Source organism: Streptomyces sp. NPDC050619 (assembly GCF_040654815.1).
In the GTDB taxonomy this organism is placed as follows: domain Bacteria; phylum Actinomycetota; class Actinomycetes; order Streptomycetales; family Streptomycetaceae; genus Streptomyces.
Map to the genome: position 1 here is coordinate 45,160 of NZ_JBFAIR010000010.1, position 22,032 is coordinate 67,191.

At 70.2% G+C, this 22,032-nt stretch carries 17 protein-coding genes; 11 read left to right on the forward strand and 6 right to left on the reverse strand.

The genetic code is table 11. The features are described from left to right. Positions 1 to 39: 39 nt before the first annotated feature. From AB0I77_RS18110 to AB0I77_RS18135, 6 genes are all read right to left on the reverse strand, one after another. Complete coding sequence (locus AB0I77_RS18110) at positions 40 to 1,047, reverse strand: LacI family DNA-binding transcriptional regulator (RefSeq protein WP_363283564.1); 1,008 nt, start codon at positions 1,045 to 1,047, stop codon at positions 40 to 42. Further along, the gene (gene yicI, locus AB0I77_RS18115) at positions 1,047 to 3,296 is read right to left on the reverse strand and encodes an alpha-xylosidase (protein WP_363283566.1); all 2,250 of its coding nucleotides are present in this window, start codon (positions 3,294 to 3,296) and stop codon (positions 1,047 to 1,049) included. The genes AB0I77_RS18110 and yicI overlap by 1 nt, the downstream gene beginning before the upstream one ends. An 11-nt stretch (positions 3,297 to 3,307) precedes the next feature. Next, positions 3,308 to 4,132, reverse strand: a complete 825-nt coding sequence (locus tag AB0I77_RS18120) for a carbohydrate ABC transporter permease (protein ID WP_363283567.1) — start codon at positions 4,130 to 4,132, stop codon at positions 3,308 to 3,310. Continuing rightward, on the reverse strand, positions 4,129 to 5,097 hold the full coding sequence (locus AB0I77_RS18125) for a sugar ABC transporter permease (RefSeq protein WP_363283568.1): 969 nt from the start codon (positions 5,095 to 5,097) through the stop codon (positions 4,129 to 4,131). Before AB0I77_RS18125 ends, AB0I77_RS18120 begins: the two co-directional genes overlap by 4 nt. Further along, entirely contained in the window at positions 5,094 to 6,389 is a 1,296-nt protein-coding gene (locus AB0I77_RS18130; protein ID WP_363283569.1) for an extracellular solute-binding protein, read from the reverse strand. Before AB0I77_RS18130 ends, AB0I77_RS18125 begins: the two co-directional genes overlap by 4 nt. A 144-nt stretch (positions 6,390 to 6,533) precedes the next feature. Beyond that, entirely contained in the window at positions 6,534 to 7,736 is a 1,203-nt protein-coding gene (locus AB0I77_RS18135; protein ID WP_363283570.1) for an MFS transporter, read from the reverse strand. A 95-nt stretch (positions 7,737 to 7,831) separates the two neighbouring features. Between AB0I77_RS18135 and AB0I77_RS18140 the strand changes: the two genes are divergently transcribed. The 11 genes from AB0I77_RS18140 (at position 7,832) to AB0I77_RS18190 (ending at position 21,953) form a co-directional block, all read left to right on the forward strand. Next, on the forward strand, positions 7,832 to 8,806 hold the full coding sequence (locus tag AB0I77_RS18140; RefSeq protein ID WP_363283571.1) for a LysR family transcriptional regulator: 975 nt from the start codon (positions 7,832 to 7,834) through the stop codon (positions 8,804 to 8,806). A gap of 216 nt (positions 8,807 to 9,022) precedes the next feature. Next, positions 9,023 to 9,862: a hypothetical protein gene (locus tag AB0I77_RS18145; RefSeq protein ID WP_363283572.1), complete on the forward strand. Its 840-nt coding sequence runs from the start codon at positions 9,023 to 9,025 to the stop codon at positions 9,860 to 9,862. A 131-nt stretch (positions 9,863 to 9,993) separates the two neighbouring features. Then, entirely contained in the window at positions 9,994 to 12,120 is a 2,127-nt protein-coding gene (locus AB0I77_RS18150) for a glycosyltransferase (protein WP_363283797.1), read from the forward strand. After that, entirely contained in the window at positions 12,117 to 13,292 is a 1,176-nt protein-coding gene (locus AB0I77_RS18155) for an acyltransferase (RefSeq protein ID WP_363283573.1), read from the forward strand. The genes AB0I77_RS18150 and AB0I77_RS18155 overlap by 4 nt, the downstream gene beginning before the upstream one ends. Positions 13,293 to 13,404: 112 nt before the next feature. Further along, positions 13,405 to 14,247: a hypothetical protein gene (locus AB0I77_RS18160; RefSeq protein ID WP_363283574.1), complete on the forward strand. Its 843-nt coding sequence runs from the start codon at positions 13,405 to 13,407 to the stop codon at positions 14,245 to 14,247. Between the two features lie 167 nt (positions 14,248 to 14,414). After that, positions 14,415 to 15,797, forward strand: a complete 1,383-nt coding sequence (locus AB0I77_RS18165; protein ID WP_363283575.1) for a nitrate/nitrite transporter — start codon at positions 14,415 to 14,417, stop codon at positions 15,795 to 15,797. Positions 15,798 to 15,913: 116 nt separating this feature from the next. Next, complete coding sequence (locus AB0I77_RS18170) at positions 15,914 to 17,065, forward strand: uroporphyrinogen-III synthase (RefSeq protein WP_363283576.1); 1,152 nt, start codon at positions 15,914 to 15,916, stop codon at positions 17,063 to 17,065. Between the two features lie 146 nt (positions 17,066 to 17,211). Next, on the forward strand, positions 17,212 to 17,805 hold the full coding sequence (locus tag AB0I77_RS18175) for a CGNR zinc finger domain-containing protein (RefSeq protein WP_363283577.1): 594 nt from the start codon (positions 17,212 to 17,214) through the stop codon (positions 17,803 to 17,805). Between the two features lie 319 nt (positions 17,806 to 18,124). Further along, positions 18,125 to 18,646 carry a sigma-70 family RNA polymerase sigma factor gene (locus AB0I77_RS18180; RefSeq protein WP_010039908.1) on the forward strand — a complete coding sequence of 174 codons (522 nt, stop codon included), beginning with the start codon at positions 18,125 to 18,127 and terminating at the stop codon, positions 18,644 to 18,646. Between the two features lie 59 nt (positions 18,647 to 18,705). Beyond that, positions 18,706 to 19,470: a zf-HC2 domain-containing protein gene (locus tag AB0I77_RS18185; RefSeq protein WP_363283578.1), complete on the forward strand. Its 765-nt coding sequence runs from the start codon at positions 18,706 to 18,708 to the stop codon at positions 19,468 to 19,470. Positions 19,471 to 19,553: 83 nt separating this feature from the next. Beyond that, entirely contained in the window at positions 19,554 to 21,953 is a 2,400-nt protein-coding gene (locus AB0I77_RS18190; protein WP_363283579.1) for a UvrD-helicase domain-containing protein, read from the forward strand. Positions 21,954 to 22,032: the final 79 nt, after the last annotated feature.

Below are 22,032 nucleotides of genomic sequence, written 5' to 3' on the forward strand. Positions count from 1 at the left end.
CTTCGGTTAGGGCCTTGCATACGGGTGTGGGGGGCGGAGTCAGGCGGCCCGCTGTGCCGTGCTCGCCCGTTCCGTCAGGCGGGGCGGCAGCAGCGTGGACTCGGGTACGTCCGTGCCGTCCAGCTTCCGCATCAGCAGCTCCACCGCCCGCGTCCCGATGTCGTCGGAGGGCAGGGCGACGGAGGTGACCGGGACGCGGGCGGACTCGGCGAGTTCGTCGGGGCAGATGGCGGTCACGGACAGATCGCCGGGCACGCGCAGGCCGAGCTTCTCGAAGGCGTCGATCAGCGGCTCCAGCAAGGGCTCGTTGTGCACGACCACGCCGGTCAACGCGGGCTGTTCACGCAGCAGTTGCTCGGCGACCGTACGGGCGGCCCCCGGTCCCGCCTCGCACGGGTGCACGGAGGAGGCGAGCCCGTGCCGGTCGGCGGCGGCCGTGAAGCCCTGGACCACGCGCTGGGCGAACGCGGTCTGCCGGACGTACACCTCCGGCGGCGAGCCGACCAGCGCCACCGCCTTGTGCCCGAGCCGCGCCAGATGGTCCACGCATGCCTCGCCGGCCGCCTTGAAGTCGAGGTCGATGCAGGTCAGACCCTCGGAGGAGGCGGGAAAGCCGATCATCACGGACGGCCGCTCCAGCGCCCGCAACAGCGGCAGCCGGGGATCGTGCAGCTGGACGTCCATCAGGATCAGCGCGTCGACGAGTGCCGTGTCGGCGACCCGGCGCAGGCCCTCCTCGCCCTCCTCCTGAGTCAGCAGCAGGACGTCATGGTCGTACCGCCGGGCCGTGGTGACGACCGACACCGCGAACTGCATCACCACCGGCACATGGATACCGGCCCGCAGCGGCACCACCAGCGCCAGCACGTTCGACTTGCTGCTGGCCAGCGCCCGCGCGCCCGCGTGCGGGCGGTAGCCCAGCTCGCGGATGGCCTCCTCCACCCGCCGCCGCGTCTCCTCGGAGATGGGGCGCTTGCCGCTGAGCGCGTACGAGACGGTGCTCGGGGAGACCCCGGCGTGCCGCGCCACATCCGTGATCTTCACCATCAGGCCCACTCCACCGTCAGAAAGCCGGTCCCGGCCTGCGCCCGCACCTCACGCTCACCGACGGCAAGACTCCAGGGCGCCACCGGGTCACTGCACGACGCCCGCAGCAGATCCCCTTCGCGGACGACGGTGAAGGCCACGTCCCCGACCCGCACCGTCACCTGCTGCCCGCGCTCCATGCCGTACGCCCGCAGGGTGACCCCGTCGGCGTGGTCGTAGTCGGGCCGGTCCGCCACCGCGCCGACCGGGACCACCGCACCGGGACGCACGAGCAGCGGCACGCTAGCGAACCCGTGCTTCTCGCGCACCCAGCGCGGTCCGGTCACCGTCTCCCCGGTCACGAAGTGGGTCCAGGTGCCCTCGGGGACGTAGTAGGTGACGTCGCCCTCATCGCTGAACACCGGCGCGACCAGCAGGTTGGGGCCGAGCATGTACTGCCGCTCCAGGTGCGCGCACCCGGGGTCGTCCGGGAACTCGAGCACCATGGCCCGCATCATCGGCAGGCCCTCGGTGTGGGCGGTGCGCGCGGCCTCGTACAGATAGGGCATGAGCCGCAGCTTCAGCCGGGTGAAGTGCCGCAGCACGTCGACCGACTCCTCGTCGAACAGCCACGGCACGCGGTAGGAGGAGCTGCCGTGCAGGCGGCTGTGGGAGGAGAGAAGGCCGAAGGCCAGCCAGCGCTTGAACAGCGAAGGCGTCGGGGTGCCCTCGAAGCCGCCGATGTCATGGCTCCAGAACCCGAAGCCCGACATCCCCAGCGACAGCCCGCCGCGCAGCGACTCGGCCATCGACTCGTACGTCGCCTCGCAGTCGCCGCCCCAGTGCACGGGGAACTGCTGGCTGCCGGTGGTCGCCGAGCGGGCGAAGAGCACCGCCTCCTGCTCGCCCCGGTGCTTGCGCAGCACGTCGAAGACCGTGCGGTTGTAGAGGTACGTGTAGTAGTTGTGCATCCGCTCCCGGTCGGAGCCGTCGGACCACGTCACGTCGAGGGGCACCCGCTCGCCGAAGTCCGTCTTGAAGCAGTCGACGCCCTGGGCGAGCAGCGCCTCCAGCTTGGACGCGTACCAGTCGCGGGCGGCCGGGCTGGTGAAGTCGACGATCGCCATGCCCGGCTGCCACAGGTCCCACTGCCACACGCTGCCGTCCGGCCGGCGCAGCAGATGCCCGAGCTCCTTGCCCTCCGCGAACAGTGGGGAGCGCTGGGCGATGTACGGGTTGATCCACACGCTGACGCGCAGGTCCTTCGACTTGAGCCGGGCGAGCATGCCCTCGGGGTCGGGGAACACGCGCGGGTCCCACTGGAAGTCGCACCAGTTGTGCTCGCGCATCCAGAAGCAGTCGAAGTGGAAGACGGACAGGGGCAGTTCGCGCTCCCGCATGCCCTCGATGAACGAGGTCACCGTCTCCTCGTCGTACGACGTCGTGAAGGACGTCGACAGCCACAGACCGAACGACCAGGCGGGCGGGAGGGCCGGACGGCCGGTCAGGGCCGTGTACTTGCGCAGGATCTCCTTCGGGGTCGGGCCGTGGATGACGTAGTACGTCAGCTCCTGTGTCTCGGCGCTGAACTGCACCCGCGACACCGCCTCCGAGCCGACCTCGAAGGACACCTTGCCCGGGTGGTCGACGAAGACGCCGTAGCCGGCGTCCGTGAGGTAGAACGGCACGTTCTTGTAGGCCTGTTCGGTGGTCGTGCCGCCGTCGGCGTTCCAGATGTCGACGACCTGGCCGTTCTTCACCAGCGGTCCGAAACGCTCGCCGAGACCGTAGACCGACGTGCCGATCCCGAGGCCCAGCTGCTCGCGCAGGTAGTGGGCGCCGGACGCGTCCCGCAGGATGCCCATGCTCTTGGCGCCGCTGCTGGTGAGGACCCGGCCGTGGGCGAGGAAGTCGACGTGCCAGGGGCCCGAGCGGGCGAACCTGACCGACAGGGCGCCCGAGGTCAGCGTGGCGTGCTCCTCGTCGTACGACACCTGCGACGCGGCGTCCTCCGCCAGCAGCTCGAACTCGGGGCCGCGCGAGGGCTCGCCCTGGAAGTGCGAGAACGTGACGCCGATGACGTCGGGCAGGGGGGCGTGTGCGCTGATCGTCATGACCGGTCCCTTCAGCAGGTCGCCGCGGTGCCGGATGGGTCTCGACGGCGCGTGGATCTCCAGCGCGCCGTCGGCCGCGGTGACGTCGAGGACCTCGGCGGGGTGATCCGCGGTGACGCCCTCGCGCAACAGCCAGTAGCCGTCGGTGAACTTCATGTGGGGGTTCCTTACTTCACGGCGCCCACGGCGATGCCGCGGGTGAGGGTTCGCTGGAACACGAGGAAGAAGACGAGTGCGGGCAGGACGCCGAGCAGGGCCGCCGCGTTGGTCATCGTGGCGTCCATCAGGCGCTGGCCCTGGAGGACGCCGAGGGCCACCGACACGGTCTGGTTGTCGTTGGAGATCAGCATGACCAGGGGGAGCAGGAACTCGTTCCAGGTCCAGATGAAGAAGAACACCAGGAGCACGCCGATGGTGGGGCGGCTGACCGGGACCACGATCCGCCACAGGATCTGCCACTTGTTCGCCCCGTCGATCCGGGCGGCCTCGATGATCTCGCGGGGGAACTGGCCGAGCACGGAGGAGAGGAGATACGTGCCGAAGGCCGCCTGGATGACGGTGAACACGATGATCACGCTCAGCCTCGTGTCGTAGAGGCCGGCCTCCTTGCTCAGGTAGTAGATCGGGTAGACCAGCGCCTCCTGCGGCAGCATGTTCGCCAGGACGAAGAAGGCGAGCACCCAGGTGCGGCCCTTGATCCGGCCGATGCCGATCGCGTAGGCGTTGAGGACGGACAAGGCGACCGCGAGAACGGCCACCGACCCGCTGATCACCAGCGAGTTGAGAAGTTTCTGCGAGTAGTCGACGCGCTCCCAGAAGTCCTTCAGGCCGTCCAGGTAGAGGCCGTCGGGGAGGCTCAGCGGCCCGTTCTGGGCGTACTCGGCCGGCGACTTGACCGCGTTCACGGCCACGATCAGAAACGGGACGATCATGAAGAGGGCCGCGAGGCACAGGGCCACGAGGACGGGGTAGCGGCGGAGCGCGGTGGTCATACGCGGGTCCCTTCCTCGGCGTCCTCGGCTCTGGTCTGGAGTTTCAGGCCGATCAGGGAGAGGGCGAGGATGATCACGGTGAGGACCGTGGAGATCGCGGCGCCGTAGCCGGCCTGCGTCTTCTCGAAGAACGTGGTGAAGGAGAAGTAGGAGGGCACGTTCGTCGCCCCGCCCGGGCCGCCCTTCGTCAGCACGTACACCGCGCCGAACACCTTGAGCGCGGCGATCGTGCACCAGGTCAGCACGACGTAGATCTCCGGCCGGATCTGCGGCAGCGTGACGTGCCAGAAGCGGCCCCACCAGCCGGCGCCGTCCAGCTCGGCCGCCTCGTGCAGCTGCGGGTCGACGCGTTGCAGGCCCGCCACGAAGATCACCAGCGGGAAGCCGAGCTGCACCCAGACCATCACGCCCATGACGCTGTACAGCGCGATGTCGGGATCGCCGAGCCAGTCCTGCTGCCAGGACGACAGGCCGATGGCTTTGAGGACCTCGTTGAGGGAGCCGTTCTCCGGCGCGAGGATCCAGCTCCAGACGATGCCGGCGACCGCGATCGGCAGTACCTGCGGGAGGTAGAAGCAGGCGCGGAGCACGGCCGTGACCTTGCTGCCGAAGTGCCTGCCGACGTAGTCGAACAGCGCGGCGGCCAGCACGAGCCCGATCGCCGTCGGTACGGCCGCCATCGCGACGACCATGAACAGGCTGTGCCTGAAGGACGCCCAGAACTCGGAATCGTCCATCAGCTCGCGGTAGTTGGCGAGCCCGGTCCAGTCGGGGGAGCCCACGCCCTCCCAGTCCGTGAAGCTCACGCCCGTGTTCATCAGGAACGGGACGACGATGACGGCCAGGAAGGCGAGGAACCCGGGGAGCAGGAACAGGGCGTAGGAGTCGCGGGGGCGGCGGGGCGGGTGCCCGGTGCGGTCCTGCTTGCCGGTCACCCGCCCGCCGCTTTCGACAGTGACCGTCATCGCTTCGGCGCGTCCTTGTCGTACGCCTCCTGCAACGCGTCCAGGTAGCCGTCCGGTTTCTCGCCGCCCGTCATCAGCTTCTGCGTCTCGGAGACGAGGACGTCGTAGAAGCCGGAGATCGGCCAGTCGGGGTAGAAGGCCAGGCCGTCGCGCTCGGAGACGGTGTTGAAGTTGTCGATGAGCGTCTTCGACTTCGGGTCCGAGATGGCGCTCGCGTCCGCCGCGACCGGGACGCCGCCCTTGTTGCCGAGCAGGTTCTGGATCTTCTTCGACATGGTGATGTCGATGAAGTCGTAGGCCAGATCCTTGTTCTTGGCGCCCTTGGGGACGACCCACAGATTGCCGCCGGAGCCGAGGGTGAGGTTGGAGCCGGGCCACAGGAAGGTGCCCCAGTCGAACTTCGCCTCGTCCTGGAAGCGGCCGTACCACCAGCTGCCGGAGAAGAAGACCGGCGACTTGCCCTGGAGGAAGGAGACCCCGGCGTCCTCCGCCTTCGCGCTGGTGGAGTCCTTGCTGATGTAGCCCTTCTTCATCCAGTCGGCGAAGGTCTCGGCCGCGTACGTCCAGGCGGCGTCGTGGAAGTCGGGCTTGCCCTTGTACAGCTCGTAGGCGTCGACCCAGGCGCGGTCGGCCTTCGACAGGGCCAGCTGGTAGAGGTACTGGTGGGCGGGGTACTCGGCGCCCCCGTTGGCGAGCGGGGTGACCTTGTTCTTGACGAACGTGTCCATGGCGGCGGTCAGTTCGTCGAAGGTCTTCGGCTCGGGGATCTTGTACTTGGCGAACAGGTCCTTGTTGTAGAAGACCATCGTGTACTCGGCGTAGTTGGGCACGCCGTACCACTTGCCGGAGCCCATGACGCCCTCGGCGTCGTAGAGGCTGGTGGTGCGGACGCCCGCGCCGAGCTTCTTGTCCCAGCCGCGCTTGGCCGCCTCGGCGCTGAGGTCGGTGAGCAGGCCCTGCTTGGAGAGGTGGCCCGCTGTCGCGTTGCCCTTGTTGTACTCCATGAGGTCGGGCGCCTCGGAGGAGTTGAGGACCATCGGGGCGGTCTTCTGGATCTGTTCGAAGCCCTTCTCCTCGAACTCCACCTTCACGCCCGGGTGCGTGGCCTCGAACTCCTTGATGGCCTCGTTCCAGGCCTGGCCCATGGCGCTGTTCGGGGCCTCGTAGTGCCAGAGCTTCAGCGTCTTGCCGTCCGACGAGCCGCCGTCCGAGCCGCCGCAGGAGGTCAGGAGCAGGGCTCCGCTCAGGGCGGCCGAGGCCAGGGCCGTCACACGCCTTCGTGCCGTCAACATCCAGTGCCTCCAGGGGAGTCGGATGGGTATCGGAGACATCACGCAGCGTTCATCGAATCGATTCGATGCATGATGTCGAAGCGCTTCGACGGGCGAAGGTATGTGGGGCCTGTGAGTGCGTCAATGGGGTGCGCGGGAATTGCGTCAGGTGTTCGTGTCGTCGAACGGGACGAGTGAGATCAGCAGCGCCACCGCCGCCGCCGCGACCGGAACCCCGAACCCCGCCGTGGCCGACGCGTGTTCCGCCAGCCGGCCGCCGAGGGCACTGCCGCAGGCTATCCCGCCGAGCAGGCCGGTCACCGCGAGGGTCATGCCCTCGTTGATCCGACCCTCGGGCGTGCGGCGCTGGACCAGCGTCATGCCCGTGACCATCGTCGGGGCCGTCGCCATCCCGGCGACCAGCAGCGCGCCCGCCAGGGTGAGGAGCGAGCCGGTCAGGGACGCGGCGAGCAGCGGCAGCGTCAGCAGCGCGGTCATCGCGGCGATGCACCACACGTACCGCTTCCGCGGCGGACCGGCCGGCTGCACCGCCCCGTACAGCAGCCCCGCCACACACGAACCGGCCGCCTGGAGACCCAGCACCACCCCGGCCGCCGACCTGTGCCCCTGTGCGTCCGCGAACGCGATCGTGACGACCTCCATCGCCCCGAACACCACGCCCATGGCGAGGCAGACGGCGAGCAGCGGGGGCATGCCGGGGGCGCGGAGGAGGGACTTCGCCTGGGTGAATGTCCGCCCCGTCACCGGTGGCTCGGTCGAGCGCTGCGCGCTGAACAGCAGCATGCCCGTGACCAGGAGCACCACGCCCGCCAGCGTGCCCGCCTCCGGGAAGAACGTCCCGCACAGGAAGGCCGCGAGCGCCGGGCCCAGCATGAAGCACAGCTCGTCCACCGCCTGCTCGAAGGAGTTCGCGCTGTGCAGGGCGTCGGCGTCGCCTTTCAGCAGGTGGGACCAGCGGGCCCGGGACATGCCGCCGAGATTGGGGGTCGTCGCGGTGGCGGCGTAGGACGCGAAGAGGGTCCAGGCGGGCGCCTCGTGCCGTATGCACAGCAGCAGCGCGAGGGAGCCGAGCGCCGCGAGCAGCGTCGCGGGTACGGCGATCCGGGCCTGGCCGTACCGGTCGACGAGCCGAGCGGTCCACGGGGCGACTGTCGCGGTCGCCGCGAGACCGGTCGCGGTGACGGCGCCGGCGAGGGCGTACGACCCCCGCGTGGCGGCGATCATGACGACCGCGCTCACGCTGAACATGCCCATGGGGAGACGGGCCAGCAGATTCCCGATGGTGAAGGCCCGGGTTCCGGGGACGGCGAAGAGGCGGCGGTAGGTACCGGGGGTCGGTCGCGGCATGGGGCAACCGTGGCCCGCACCGGAGCAAGCGGTCCAACACCTGCTCCTCGCCGATTGACGCACTCCTGTTGTCAATGCCGCTGTAGGTTCGCCGCATGCCCGCCACCGGCCACCACCTCGACCCCCGACTCCTGCGTGCCTTCCTCGCCGTCGCCGAGGAGCTGCACTTCACGCGTGCCGCGGCCCGGCTCTACGTCGCCCAGCAGGCGCTCAGCCGGGACGTACGGCGGCTGGAGCGGGACCTCGGGACCGAGTTGTTCGTGCGTACCACCCGGCAGGTGACCCTGACGGCCGACGGCGAGCGACTGGTGCCGCACGCCCGCCGCGTCCTGGACGCGCAGGACGCCGTGATCGCCGCCTTCGGGCAGGCCCGCTCTCTGCTGGTCGACCTCAACTCGCCCGGACTGGTCACCGGCCGCCGAGTTCTGCACCGGGCCCGCGAACTCGCCCCCGAGCACGAGCTGATGGCCCGCTACGAGAGCGGGCTCGCCCATGCCGCGGGCGAGCTGCTCGCGGGCCGGCTGGACGCGTCGTTCGGGCGGTTCGCCGGACTGGACCCAGCCCTGCGGGCGGGCCTCGCGCAGCAGCCCGTGCGCTACGAGCCGATGGCGGTCGTGCTGCCCCAGGACCACCGGCTGGCGGCGCTGGACGCGGTGCCGCTCGACGCGCTCGCGGGCGAGTCCGTGTACGCGGGCGCCGGGAATCCGCGCACGCCGGAGTGGACCGACCTGGCCCATCGCCTGTTCGAGGGGCGCGGCATCGATGTCGCGCCGCCCGCCCCGCTTGCCGTCGGGGACGAGGAATTCGAGCGGATCATGGCGAAGACGCGCAACCCGATCCTCGCCGTGGTGGGTTTTCCGGCCATGCCCGCGACGGTGGTGCGCCCCTTGACCGATCCCGTTCCCCTGTCACCCGTGTCCCTGGTGTGGCGCAAGGGACTGGTGCACCCCGGAATCGACGCTCTGCGACGTGCGGCGGCCGAGCTCTCGGCGGCGGAGGGCTGGCTGCGGAGGCCCGCGGGGGCATGGGCTCCGGATGCGGATATCGCGATGATGAGTGTCCATACGTGACCCATATGTGACATCGCATGGGTCCGGGATTTCGAACTGACGATGATAAATGTCCATGTTTGACATACGGACATCGCATAACCCACGGACGCATTACGTTCGTCGCCCGAGCACAGTGTGGCAATGGGGGCGCTCGGATCGAGTGGGGGCTCGGTCCGGTCGACAGGCGCTCGGAGTCGTGTGCGCACCCGGAACGGTCCCGTGGGGGAAATGCGCGTGCGCGAGAAAACATGGCGGAAAGACGCTCAACCGGAATGGCCCGAAGCGGCGAGCTCTCAGGGCGCGGATCTCAGTGACCCGTGGGAGAACGCCCACGACCCGCATGAGGTGACCGTCCAGCTCGACGGGGTCGCCCAGCAGGCCGAGACCCACCTCGCAGGCCAGGCCGGCGGTGCCCCGGACGGCTCCGACGGTCCGGTCTTCGTCGACGAGTCCGGCCGCCGAAGCCGCAGATACCGCCGTATCGGCATATCCGTCGGCGCCGCCTGCGCGATCTACGCGGTGGTCATCGTCGCGACCCTCCTGTCCGGCAACTCCCACGCGCCCTGGCTTCCCGTGCCGGGCCAGGAGGAGGCCAAGGAGGCCGGCCAGGTCGAGAACCCGCCGCTGCCCACGGACTCGGCCGAGCCCACCGACGACGCCGACAGCGTCCCGTCCGGTGTCACGCCGTCCCTCAGCAGCGACGGTGCGACGCCGGCGCCGGGCGCCAGTGCCACCGCACCCGGCCCCGCCGTGACCGCCAAGGATCCGGCCACGTCGGCCGGCCCACGGCCGACGGCGACGAAGACGGCCCCGGGCGCGAGTACCGGCCCCACCCCGTCCCCTCAGAATCCGACGAGCCCGCCGACGAGCGGCCCGCCCGACCCGCCGTCCACCAGTACGTCGTCGCCCCCCGCCCCGACCGATTCGCCGACCGGCGGCAGCGCGGGCCCTGATACCGGCACCGGCACCGGCACCGGCACCGGCACTGGCACCGGCACTGAGACGGTGGCCGACGGCGCGAGCGACACCACGCCCGTCAACTCCGGCGCACAGCCCGTGGAGAGCGCCCTCTGATGGCAACCCGCACCCGCCCCACCAGCCCCACCAGCCCCACCAGCCCCACCCGCCGTCCCCGCCGTCCCCGCCGTCCTCGTCGTCTTCGGGCCAGGACCGGCGCCCTCGGCGGCTCCCGCCGCTCGCTGCCCATGCGTCTGCTGCTTCCCCTGCTCGCTCTCGTCGCACTGATGGCGATGCTGATGCTGCGGGGTTACGTACACAGCGAGATTCTCGCCGACCACCGCGTCCAGGCACCCGCCGCCTCCGACCGAGTGCCCCAGCGGATCCTGGAGGGCGGACCGGTCATCGACACCCGCGGCGGCCACAGCCAGAGCCTGCGCCTGAAAGACCACCGGCTCGTCCTCACCTTCGACGACGGCCCGGACCCGGAGTGGACCCCGAAGGTCCTGGACGTGCTCGAGAAGCACGACGCCCACGCGGTCTTCTTCGTCACCGGCACGATGGCCTCGCGCCACCCGGACCTGGTGCGGCGCATCGTCGAAGAGGGCCACGAGATCGGCCTGCACACCTTCAACCACCCCGACCTCTCCCACCAGTCGAAGAAGCGCATCGACTGGGAGCTGTCCCAGAGCCAGCTCGCGATCACTGGTGCGGTCGGCATCCGCACCGCGCTCTTCCGCCCGCCGTACAGCTCCTCCGCGTCCGCCATGGACAACAACTCCTGGCCGGTCACCGAGTACATCGGCACTCGCGGCTACCTCACCGTCGTCAACGACACCGACAGCGAGGACTGGCGCAAGCCCGGCATCGAGCGGATCATCCGCAACGCCACGCCCGAAGGCGGCAAGGGCGCGGTCGTCCTGATGCACGACTCCGGCGGCGACCGCCACCAGACGGTGCTGGCACTGGACAGGCTCCTGCCCCGACTCCAGGCGCGGGGCTACGAGTTCGACACCCTCACCGAGGCCCTCGGCACGGCCGGCGCGCACACCCAGGTCACCGGAATCGACCTGTGGAAGGGCAAGGCCTGGATCTTCCTGGTCACCGCCTCGGACAACATCACCGCCGTGCTGGTGGTCGGCCTCGCGGTCATCGGCTTCCTCGTCATCGGCCGCCTGGTCCTGATGTTCTGCCTGTCCGGCGTCCACGCCCGCAGGGTGCGCCGCCGCGACTTCCGCTGGGGCCCGCCGGTCACCGAACCGGTGTCGGTGCTGGTCCCGGCGTACAACGAGGCCAAGTGCATCGAGAACACCGTACGTTCGCTGATGGCGAGCGAGCATCCGATCGAGGTCGTCGTCGTCGACGACGGCTCGAGCGACGGCACGGCGCGGATCGTCGAGGCCATGGACCTGCCGAACGTCCGGGTGGTACGCCAGCTGAACGCGGGCAAGCCGGCCGCACTCAATCGCGGTCTGGCGAACGCCCGGCACGACATCGTCGTGATGATGGACGGCGACACGGTCTTCGAACCGTCGACCGTCCGCGAACTGGTGCAGCCCTTCGGCGCCCCCCGGGTCGGCGCGGTCGCGGGCAACGCCAAGGTCGGCAACCGGGACTCGCTCATCGGTGCCTGGCAGCACATCGAGTACGTGATGGGCTTCAACCTCGACCGCCGTATGTACGACGTCCTGCGCTGCATGCCGACGATCCCGGGCGCGGTGGGAGCGTTCCGCAGGACCGCCCTCGAACGGGTCGGCGGCATGAGCGACGACACGCTCGCCGAGGACACCGACATCACGATGGCGATGCACCGCGACGGCTGGCGGGTCGTGTACGCCGAGAAGGCGCGGGCCTGGACCGAGGCCCCGGAGTCCGTCCAGCAACTGTGGTCGCAGCGCTACCGCTGGTCCTACGGCACCATGCAGGCGATCTGGAAGCACCGCGGGGCGCTGGTGGAACGGGGCCCGTCGGGCCGCTTCGGCCGGGTGGGCCTGCCCCTGGTCTCGCTGTTCATGGTCGTGGCACCGCTGCTGGCCCCGCTGATCGACGTGTTCCTGATCTACGGCCTGGTCTTCGGCCCCACCCGGAAGACGGTCCTGGCCTGGCTGGGCGTCCTCGCGATCCAGGCGGTCTGCGCCGCGTACGCCTTCCGCCTCGACCGCGAACGCATGACCCACCTCGTCTCGCTTCCCCTCCAGCAGATCCTCTACCGCCAGCTCATGTACGTCGTCCTGCTCCAGTCCTGGATCACGGCCCTGACCGGCGGCCGGCTGCGCTGGCAGAAGCTGCGGCGCACGGGGGTCGTCGAGGCACCCGGCGGTCCGGTGCCACGGCAGCGGGCGCACAGCGGTGACGATCGGAGGCCGGTGGGATGACGACGCGGGGACACACCCAGTCGTACGGGGCGCCGGAGCAGGAGGCGCCGGCACCGAGACAACCGGGCCGCGACCGCTACCTGGACCTGCTGCGCTCGATCGCCCTGGTCCGCGTGGTCGTGTACCACCTGTTCGGCTGGGCCTGGCTGACCGTCCTGTTCCCCTCCATGGGCGTGATGTTCGCGCTGGCGGGTTCGCTGATGGCGCGCTCGCTGAACCGGCCGGCGTGGGGTGTGATCAGGGGCAGGCTAAGGAGGTTGCTTGCCCCACTCTGGGCGTTCGGCGCGGTCGTCCTGACGCTGATGTTCGCGGGTGGCTGGAACCTGTCGCAGGACCCGGACCACAGCGGGGCCTTGGGACTGATCGAGATGGCCAACTACGTCATCCCGGTCGGTGCCCCGCCCTACCCCTGGCAGATCGGCTCCGAGTCGGGCCTGCTGGACGCCACGTGGGCGGAGCAGGCGGTGGGCCCGCTGTGGTACCTGCGGGCCTACCTGTGGTTCGTCGTCGCCTCGCCGCTGTTGCTGTGGGCCTTGCGCCGGGCACCGTGGCCGACGGTGCTGGCCCCGCTGGGACTGACGGCCGTGGTGGGTACGGGACTCGTCTCCATCCCGGGCGAAACCGGCAACGCCGTCGGCGACTTCGCGGTCTACGGCGGCTGCTGGGTCCTGGGGCTCGCCCACCACGAGGGCCTGCTGCGGAAGGTCCCGCGCTACCTGGCGGTCTCCTGCTCGACCTCGCTGATGGCGTTCGGCCTGTGGTGGGCTTCGGGTCATCTCGGCCCCGCGGGCTGGGACCTGAACGACATCCCGCTGGCCCAGGCCACCTGGTCCTTCGGTTTCGTCGTGATCCTGCTCCAGTACTCCCCGTCCTGGCCGGAACTGCCGGGCCGCCTGGCGAGGTGGGACAAGCTGGTGACGTTGTCCAACAACCGCGCGGTCACGATCTACCTCTGGCACAACATGCTGATCATGGCCACGTTCCCGATCCTCGACCTGCTGTACGAGCTTCCGTTCCTGCGGAGCGACCCCGCGGTGGCCGCGCTGGACTCGACCTACCCGATCTGGACGTTCGTCCTGGTCTGGCCGTTGATCGGGCTGGCGATTCTCGGGGTGGGCTGGATCGAGGACCTGGCGGCGAAGCGGAAGCCCCGACTGTGGCCGACGGCGTGAGAGATGCCGGCGGTGGGGAAACCGGCAACGCGGCCGAGATGCGTGCACCGCGGCGTGCGAGACTGCCTGAGTTGCGGAAGTGAACGGGTGGCCCGGTGGGGAGCAGGTGCTGATGAGCAAGCGGCAGATACAGAACATGCTGCGCTTGATGGCGAGCGGAGAGCCTGTCCAGCTCACCAGCCCCATGGCGTCCGTGAAGAAGCTCGCCAGGCTCGCCTTCGTCGCCCAGCAGTTCGGCTACGAGTACGCGGACGTACGGCAGGGCGGCGGGCGGAACACCTCGCTCCTGATGCTGATCGAGCCCGACCCCAGCCCGCAGGCCCGGGCCCGCGCCGCGCAGAACTGGGCGCAGTACCCGAACGCCGGTGACGGCGTCTCGCTGCCGCCCGTCGTGCCCGACGCCTTCGAGCTCCTCAAGGCCCGCATCAACTTCGACCTCACCGGCAAGAACGCCGAGAAACGGATGGGATACGGGGCCCTGGGCGCCACCGTCGGCTGCGTGGTCGTCGCCGTGCGGGCGGGCGGGGACGGCGTCGCCTTCGTCATCGCGGGCATCCTGTGGGCTGTGCTCATGGCGGTCATCGGCATCGGCTTCGCCGTGACGCGGGGGCGCAACGCGAAGTTCGCGGCCCGGCTGCGGGCGGCCGGCTTCACGCCGGTCACCGACGAGACCGGCCGGCTGCGCTACCTGCCGCCGGGGGCGCGGATTCCGCAGGCGCCGGGGCAGGTGAACCCGTTCGCCGGTCCGTATGGGCCGTATGGACCACCGCAGGGACCGAACGCTCCCCAGCAGTACCAGCCCCAGCCCCAGCCTCAGTACCAGCCCCAGCCTCAGTACCAGCAGCCGCCTCAGTACCAGCAGCCGCCACAGGCTCCGGGCCCGTACGCTCCTCCTCAGCAGCAGCCGTACCCCCACCCCCAGCAAACCCCCCACTGGCAGCCCCCGCAGCACTGACGATCCCCCCATCACCCCGCCGCGACGTCGCCGTGACCTCTCATCCCGCTTTCCCTCGGGGTGAGAGCAAAGTTCCTTTCCGGTCACTCAGTGCCACAGACCGGAAACGCGCCCTCCCTACCGTCGGGACTCAGCCGCTCGCAGTCCCCGTACCCCGTGGAGGCGTCATGACAGCCCCTAGTACAGCCCCCGCACCCCCGAGCAGGGGCGGCCGCTGGATCCAGCAGTGGGATCCGGAGGACGAGACCTTCTGGAAAGAGACCGGAGAGAAGGTCGCCCGCCGCAACCTGATCTTCTCCGTCCTCTCCGAGCACATCGGGTTCTCCATCTGGACCATGTGGTCCGTGCTGGTGCTCTTCATGGGCCCGGAGTACGGGCTCACCCCGGCGGACAAGTTCCTGCTGACCTCGATGGTGACGCTGGTCGGCGCCGTCGTCCGGGTGCCGTACACCTTCGCCGTCGCGATCTTCGGCGGCCGGAACTGGACGATCGTCTCGGCCGCCCTCCTCCTCGTCCCCACCATCGCGGCCTTCACCGTGATGGAGCCGGGCACGTCCTTCAACACCTTCCTGTTGGTGGGCCTGCTGGCCGGTATCGGCGGCGGCAACTTCGCCTCGTCCATGACCAACATCAACGCCTTCTTCCCGCTGAAGAAGAAGGGCTGGGCCCTCGGGCTCAACGCGGGCGGCGGCAACATCGGCGTGCCCGTCATCCAGCTGGTCGCGCTCGCCGTCATCGGGGCGAGCGGAGGGCCGCGGGTCCTGCTCGGGATCTACATCCCGTTCATCGTCGTCGCCGCTGTCCTCGCCGCGCTCTTCATGGACAACATCGAGAACGTGAAGAACGACACCGGCGCCGCCAAGGACGCCGCGAAGGACGCGCACACCTGGATCATGTCCTTCCTCTACATCGGCACCTTCGGCTCGTTCATCGGCTACAGCTTCGCCTTCGGACAGGTGCTGACCAACCAGTTCGGGCGCACCCCGCTGGAGGCGGCGTACGTCACCTTCATCGGCCCGCTGCTCGGCTCGCTGATCCGGCCCGTGGGCGGCTGGCTCGCCGACAAGTACGGCGGCGCGAAGATCACGCTGTACAACTACATCGGGATGGGCGTGGCGACCGCGATCCTCATCGCCGCCAGCATGGAGAAGTCGCTGGCCCTGTTCACCACCGCCTTCGTGGTGCTGTTCGTCCTCACCGGCCTCGGCAACGGGTCGACATACAAGATGATCCCCGGCATCTTCCAGACCAAGGCCCTGGCCAAGGGGCTGGAGGGTGAGGAAGCCGCCGCGTACGGACGACGCCTCTCCGGTGCCTCCATGGGCCTGATCGGTGCGGTGGGCGCGCTCGGCGGTGTGGGCATCAACCTCGCCTTCCGCCAGTCCTTCCTCTCCTACGGTTCCGGCACCGGCGCATTCGTCGCCTTCCTCGCCTTTTACGGTGCCTGCTTCGTGGTTACCTGGGCCGTATACCTTCGCCGCTCGACCGGCAAGGCGCAGACCACGGCCGCCACCGAGGCGAAGCCGCAGCTCAACTACGCCGAGGTGTGACGTAACACCAGCGACATCTAGCCGAACCGAGCCTGTCACGAGCCGTTGACAGGCTCGTTCGGCATGAGGGTGCGACAACAGCGCATGTAGGTGCAAACGACTCTGGGACGAGAGCCATGTACGACGAACAGCAGCGACCAGACCACGGACCCCTCGCGGGCTTCACCGTGGGAGTGACCGCCGCGCGCCGGGCCGACGAGCTGGGCGCGCTGCTCCAGCGCCGCGGCGCCGCCGTCCTGCACGCCCCCGCCCTGCGCATCGTGCCGCTCTCCGACGACAGTGAGCTGCTCGCGGCCACCAAGGAGGTCATCCACAAGTCTCCGGACGTCGTGATCGCCACGACCGCGATCGGTTTCCGGGGCTGGATCGAGGCCGCCGACGGCTGGGGGCTCGGCGAGGATCTCCTCGACCGGCTGCGCGGGGTGGAGCTGCTCGCGCGCGGGCCCAAGGTCAAGGGCTCGATCCGGGCCGCCGGGCTGACGGAGGAGTGGTCCCCGTCGTCGGAGTCCATGGCCGAGGTGCTCGACCGGCTCATGGAGGAGGGCGTCGAGGGCCGCCGTATCGCCATCCAGCTGCACGGCGAGCCGCTGCCCGGTTTCGTGGAGGCGCTGCGGGCCGGGGGAGCGGAGGTGCTCGGGGTGCCGGTCTACCGGTGGATGCCGCCGGAGGACATCGGGCCGGTGGACCGGTTGCTGGACGCCACCGTCTCGCGCGGCCTGGACGCGCTCACCTTCACCAGCGCGCCCGCGGCCGCCTCGCTGCTGTCCCGCGCCGAGGAGCGCGGTCTGCTGCCCGAGCTGCTCGCCGCCCTCAACCACGACGTGTTGCCGGCGTGTGTCGGCCCGGTCACCGCGCTGCCCCTCCAGGCCCAGGGCATCGACACGATCCAGCCCGAACGCTTCCGGCTGGGCCCGCTCGTCCAGATCCTGTGCCAGGAACTGCCGGGACGGGCACGGACGTTGCCGATCGCCGGGCACCGGGTGGAGATCCGCGGGCACGCGGTGCTGGTGGACGGCGAGCTCAAACCCGTACCGCCCGCCGGGATGTCCCTGATGCGGGCGCTGTCGCGACGGCCCGGCTGGGTGGTGGCCCGCGCGGACCTGCTGCGCGCGCTGCCCGGCGCCGGCCGCGATGAGCACGCGGTGGAGACGGCGATGGCTCGGCTGCGTACGGCGTTGGGGGCGCCGAAGCTGATCCAGACGGTGGTGAAGCGGGGGTATCGCCTGGCGCTGGACCCCGTCGCCGATACGAAGTACGCCGATGTGTGAGGCACGGTCCTCAAACGCCGGACAGGCTGAGATTGCCTGACCGGCGCTCGAACGAGGGGTTCCGACCGCGCGAACGGGCAGGCACTGTTAGAGGGGACTGGAGGCACGGTTCCCCACAGGGGTGACCCCTAGGCGGTGACAGGCACATGGCACTGGGTACGGCCACGGCCGCGTACGAGCTGCGGTTCGATGCGGGGCGGATCTGCCTGGATCTCCTCGCGACCACCCACCCAGAGGAACGCTTCGACTCCGTCGAGGTGCTGCGCGCCTGGATCACCGGGTCGGGACTCGTCCCGGCGGGCACCCCGCTGACGCACGCCGACGAGTCCTGGCTCGTCGGTTTCCGGGAACTGCGCGGCCGTATCGGCCAGTTGGTGCCGGGAGGTCTCGCGCCTCAGGGACGCCCGTACGAACTCGCGCTCGCCCACGTCAACGAGATCGCCCGTGCCGCGCCCCCGGCCCCCCGTGCCGTACCCGGCGAAGACGGCACGCTCGTACGGGAGTTGGGCGGGCCGCCGGAGTGCGCGGCGCTGCTCGGGGCCGTCGCGCGGGACGTCGTCGAGCTGCTCACCGATCCGGTCGCGCGGGTGGGGCTTCGGCAGTGCGAGGGGGACAACTGCCCGATCGTCTACCTCGACACGTCGCGGGGGCGCAGGCGGCGCTGGTGTTCCAGTGAGGTCTGCGGAAACCGGGAGCGGGTGGCCCGGCACCGGCGCCGGGCGGCGCTCGCCCGCGCCTGAATGCCCGTTAAGTTCCTTCTGTGATACCGCCGTTGACGTGATTTCGATTACACATCGTTTACCTTTTCGGACCCGGGGTCACGTGGCTTGATTTTTTCGCAGTGGCGGAAATGTAAAGGTCGCGCGGTGGGAATGTGCGCCCATGTCCGGCCTCGTCACGTCACCCACGAGAAATCCGTCACCCCACGTTGAACGCTCAACTCACCGCGTCCGTACCCGTGGAGGAGCGACCGACTGGGGGAACCCCCGGACATCGGAGGTGGGCGTGCGCAAGGATTCCGTCGTGGCCAATGAACGTGGATCGAGGGCCCGACATCGCATGTCCCAGCCCTCGGAACCTGATGAGGAGCTGATGCGTGCTCTGTACAGAGAACACGCCGGACCTCTCCTGGCGTATGTCCTGCGGCTGGTCGCCGGAGACCGGCAGCGCGCCGAGGACGTCGTGCAGGAGACACTCATCCGTGCCTGGAAGAACGCCGGTCAGCTCAATCGAGCGACCGGATCGGTACGCCCCTGGCTGGTGACGGTCGCCCGGCGCATCGTCATCGACGGCCACCGCAGCCGGCAGGCCCGGCCGCAGGAGGTCGATCCGTCGCCGCTGGAGGTCATCCCCGCGGAGGACGAGATCGACAAGGCGCTGTGGCTGATGACGCTGTCCGATGCGCTCGACGACCTGACCCCGGCCCACCGGGAGGTGCTCGTCGAGACGTACTTCAAGGGGCGTACCGTCAATGAGGCGGCCGAGACGCTTGGCATCCCCAGTGGCACGGTGCGCTCACGGGTGTTCTATGCCCTGCGGTCGATGAAGCTTGCTCTGGAGGAGCGGGGGGTGACGGCGTGATGAGTGTGTACGGGGGATCGCAGGGATTCGGTACGGGTGGTACGGGTATGTCTGGCCCCATGATGGGATCTCCAGGCCCGAACGAGCACGAAACGGTCGGCGCCTACGCCCTGGGCATCCTCGACGATGCCGAAGCAACCGCTTTCGAAGTCCATCTCGCCACCTGCGAATGGTGCGCCCAGCAGCTCGATGAACTCGCCGGGATGGAGCCGATGCTGGCCGCGCTCGCGGACCTGCCGGGCTCCGGTACGCCCGCCATCGGTGAATCGCTGTCCGCGAAGCCCAGCCCAAGAGTGGTGAACAAGCTCGTCGACGAGGTCGCCGAGCGCCGCGCCCAAAAGCGCCGCCGCAGTTTCTACATGGTGGCGGCCGCGGCCGCGCTCATCGTCGGCGGCCCGTTCGCCGCGATGGCGGCGAGCGGCGGAGATTCGGGCGGCGACGCCCCGAGAACACTCGCGGCGAGCCCGGCCAAGACGCAGTTCGACGCCCTGGACGACAAGGTCACGGCGACGGATCCGACCACGGACGTCAGTGCGACCGTCGCCATGCAGGAGAAGGACTGGGGCACCGAGGCGATCCTCGAGCTCAGCAACGTCAAGGGCCCGCTCAAGTGCTCCCTGATCGCCGTCGGCAAGAACGGCGAGCGGGAGACGCTCTCCTCCTGGCAGGTCCCGGCCTGGGGTTACGGCCTCCCGGACGCCAAGACCGAGAAGGCCAAGAACCCGCTCTACATCGGCGGCGGCGCGGCCCAGGCACCGAACGAGATCGACCATTTCGAGGTCATGACCTTCGACGGGAAGAAGCTCGTCCAGGTCGACGCGTAAATCACTGAGAGCGGACGCATAGCTTCCCGGGCCCCCCTTCGCGTACGGTTGACGGCTGCCCAGCACGTCAGATAGGGGGCCCGGTGGCCGCTCAGGCTCAGCAGGAAACCGCGGTCGACTCGGTTCAGGACTCCGCACCGGATTCCGTACGGGACCGGGAGATCAGCATCGAACAGGTACACCTGGATCAGGTGTACCGGCGCCTCGAGGAGAAGATCCACGAGGCTGAGTTCCTCATGAACGACGCGGCCAAGCGTGGCCAGGTCGGTACACCCGGCGCGCTCGCCGAGCGGGACGCACAGGTCTTCCGGGCGGGCATCCACCTCAGCCGCCTGAACAACGAGTTCGAGGACTTCCTCTTCGGCCGTATCGACCTGCTCCCCGGCAAGGACGGCAAGAAGGGACCCGACGGCGCGTACACGGCCGTCGAGCCCGCCGACGGGGCCGTGCGGGAGGACAACACCGCGGACATCGCCGAGACCCTGCACATCGGGCGTATCGGCGTCCTCGACGAGGACTACTCCCCGCTGGTCATCGACTGGCGGGCGCCCGCCGCCGCCCCCTTCTACCGATCCACCCCGGTCGACCCGGGGCGGGTGGTGCGCCGGCGCGTGATCCGGTCCAAGGGGCGCCGCGTGCTGGGCGTCGAGGACGACCTGATGCGCCCCGAGCTGAAGGCCTTCCTCGACGGCGAGGCACTGGCCGTCATCGGCGACGGCGCCCTGATGGCCGCCCTGGGACAAGCCCGTACGCACACCATGCGGGACATCGTCGCCTCCATCCAGGCCGAACAGGACCTGGTCATCCGCGCCCCGGCCGCCTCGGTGACGTACGTCGAGGGCGGCCCCGGCACCGGAAAGACGGCCGTCGCGCTGCACCGGGCGGCCTACCTCCTCTACCAGGACCGGCGCCGCTACGCGGGCGGCATCCTGATCGTCTCGCCCACGCCCCTGCTGGTGGCGTACACCGAGGGCGTGCTGCCCTCCCTCGGCGAGGAGGGTCAGGTCGCCATCCGCGCCATCGGCTCGCTCGTCGACGGCGCCGAGGCCACGCTGTACGACTCCCCGGCGGTGGCGCGGGCGAAGGGGTCGTACCGCATGCTCAAGGTGCTGCGGAAGGCGGCGCGGGGCGCTCTGGAGGCGGGCTCGGGCGGTGCCCCGCGCGCGGGTGCCGCCTCCGGGCAGCTCACCCTGGAGGCCCTCGATGACACCGAGCCGGGGCCGCAGGCGCCGGCCGGCCCGCCCACCCGGCTCCGCGTGGTCGCCTTCGGGCGCCGCCTGGAACTGGAGGCCGGCGAGCTGGACCGCATCCGCCACAACGCCCTCAGCGGCACCGCGCCCGTCAACCTGCTCCGCCCCCGCGCCCGCAAGCTGCTCCTGGACGCCCTGTGGACGCGGTCCGGCCAGGCCGGCCGCCACACCGACCCGGAGCTGGCCGCCGAGCTGCGCTCCTCCTTCGACGAGGACGTCGCTTCCGAGGACAGCTTCATCGAGTTCCTGGACGCCTGGTGGCCGGAGCTCACCCCGAAGGCCGTCCTCGACGCCATGGCGGACGAGCGGCGGCTGGGGCGCTGGGCCCGGCGCATCCTCAACCCCGGCGAGGTGCGCCGGGTCGCCCGCTCCCTGCGGCGGGACGGCCACTCCGTGCACGACATCGCGATGCTCGACGAGCTCCAGTCGATCCTCGGCACCCCGGCCCGCCCCCGCAAGCGGCGCGAGCTGGACCCGCTCGACCAGCTCACCGGCCTGGAGGAGCTGATGCCGACCCGCGAGGAGACCCAGCGCGAGCGGGCCGAGCGGCTGGCGCAGGAGCGCACCGAGTACGCGCACGTCATCGTCGACGAGGCCCAGGACGTCACGCCGATGCAGTGGCGCATGGTCGGACGGCGGGGCCGGCACGCCACCTGGACGGTGGTCGGCGACCCCGCCCAGTCGTCCTGGTCCGACCCCGACGAGGCGGCCCAGGCCCGCGACGAGGCCCTGGGCAGCCGCCCGCGCCGCCGCTTCCAGCTGACCGTGAACTACCGCAACCCGGCCGAGATCGCCGACCTCGCCGCCAAGGTGCTGGCCCTGGCCATGCCGGGCTCCCAGTCCCCGTCGGCGGTCCGCTCCACCGGAGTGGAGCCCCGCTTCGCGGTCGTACACGAATCCCTCGCCCAGACGGTCCGGGCGGAGGCCGCCCGGCTCCTCGGCCTCGTCGACGGCACGGTCGGCGTCGTCGTCGCCATGAACCGCCGCGAGGAGGCCAGGCGCTGGCTCGCCGGGCTCGGCGACCGCGTGGTGGCGCTCGGCAGCCTGGAGGCCAAGGGCCTGGAGTACGACGCGACGGTGGTCGTCTCCCCGGCGGAGATCGCGGACGAGTCACCGGCCGGACTGCGGGTGCTGTACGTGGCCCTCACCCGGGCGACCCAGCAGCTCACGGTGGTGTCGGGGGAACGGGACGCGCCGGACGCGAAGGGAGTGCCGGACCTGCTGCGGGACTGATTCCTGTGAACTCCCCGGACGGGAATGGCCTTCGGGCGTCCGTTTGTTAGCCTGGGTGTGGCACCGGCCCGATCCAAGC

What these genes read in the sequence shown, in the direction of transcription:
- AB0I77_RS18165 (WP_363283575.1), top strand. Translation starts at nt 14,415, where the DNA reads ATGACAGCCCCTAGTACAGCCCCCGCACCCCCGAGCAGGGGCGGCCGC.
- AB0I77_RS18110 (WP_363283564.1), bottom strand. Translation starts at nt 1,047, where the DNA reads ATGGTGAAGATCACGGATGTGGCGCGGCACGCCGGGGTCTCCCCGAGC.
- AB0I77_RS18120 (WP_363283567.1), bottom strand. Translation starts at nt 4,132, where the DNA reads ATGACCACCGCGCTCCGCCGCTACCCCGTCCTCGTGGCCCTGTGCCTC.
- AB0I77_RS18180 (WP_010039908.1), top strand. Translation starts at nt 18,125, where the DNA reads ATGTCCCAGCCCTCGGAACCTGATGAGGAGCTGATGCGTGCTCTGTAC.
- yicI (WP_363283566.1), bottom strand. Translation starts at nt 3,296, where the DNA reads ATGAAGTTCACCGACGGCTACTGGCTGTTGCGCGAGGGCGTCACCGCG.
- AB0I77_RS18150 (WP_363283797.1), top strand. Translation starts at nt 9,994, where the DNA reads ATGCGTCTGCTGCTTCCCCTGCTCGCTCTCGTCGCACTGATGGCGATG.
- AB0I77_RS18170 (WP_363283576.1), top strand. Translation starts at nt 15,914, where the DNA reads ATGTACGACGAACAGCAGCGACCAGACCACGGACCCCTCGCGGGCTTC.
- AB0I77_RS18125 (WP_363283568.1), bottom strand. Translation starts at nt 5,097, where the DNA reads ATGACGGTCACTGTCGAAAGCGGCGGGCGGGTGACCGGCAAGCAGGAC.
- AB0I77_RS18130 (WP_363283569.1), bottom strand. Translation starts at nt 6,389, where the DNA reads ATGTTGACGGCACGAAGGCGTGTGACGGCCCTGGCCTCGGCCGCCCTG.
- AB0I77_RS18160 (WP_363283574.1), top strand. Translation starts at nt 13,405, where the DNA reads ATGAGCAAGCGGCAGATACAGAACATGCTGCGCTTGATGGCGAGCGGA.
- AB0I77_RS18135 (WP_363283570.1), bottom strand. Translation starts at nt 7,736, where the DNA reads ATGCCGCGACCGACCCCCGGTACCTACCGCCGCCTCTTCGCCGTCCCC.
- AB0I77_RS18140 (WP_363283571.1), top strand. Translation starts at nt 7,832, where the DNA reads ATGCCCGCCACCGGCCACCACCTCGACCCCCGACTCCTGCGTGCCTTC.
- AB0I77_RS18155 (WP_363283573.1), top strand. Translation starts at nt 12,117, where the DNA reads ATGACGACGCGGGGACACACCCAGTCGTACGGGGCGCCGGAGCAGGAG.
- AB0I77_RS18185 (WP_363283578.1), top strand. Translation starts at nt 18,706, where the DNA reads ATGATGGGATCTCCAGGCCCGAACGAGCACGAAACGGTCGGCGCCTAC.
- AB0I77_RS18175 (WP_363283577.1), top strand. Translation starts at nt 17,212, where the DNA reads ATGGCACTGGGTACGGCCACGGCCGCGTACGAGCTGCGGTTCGATGCG.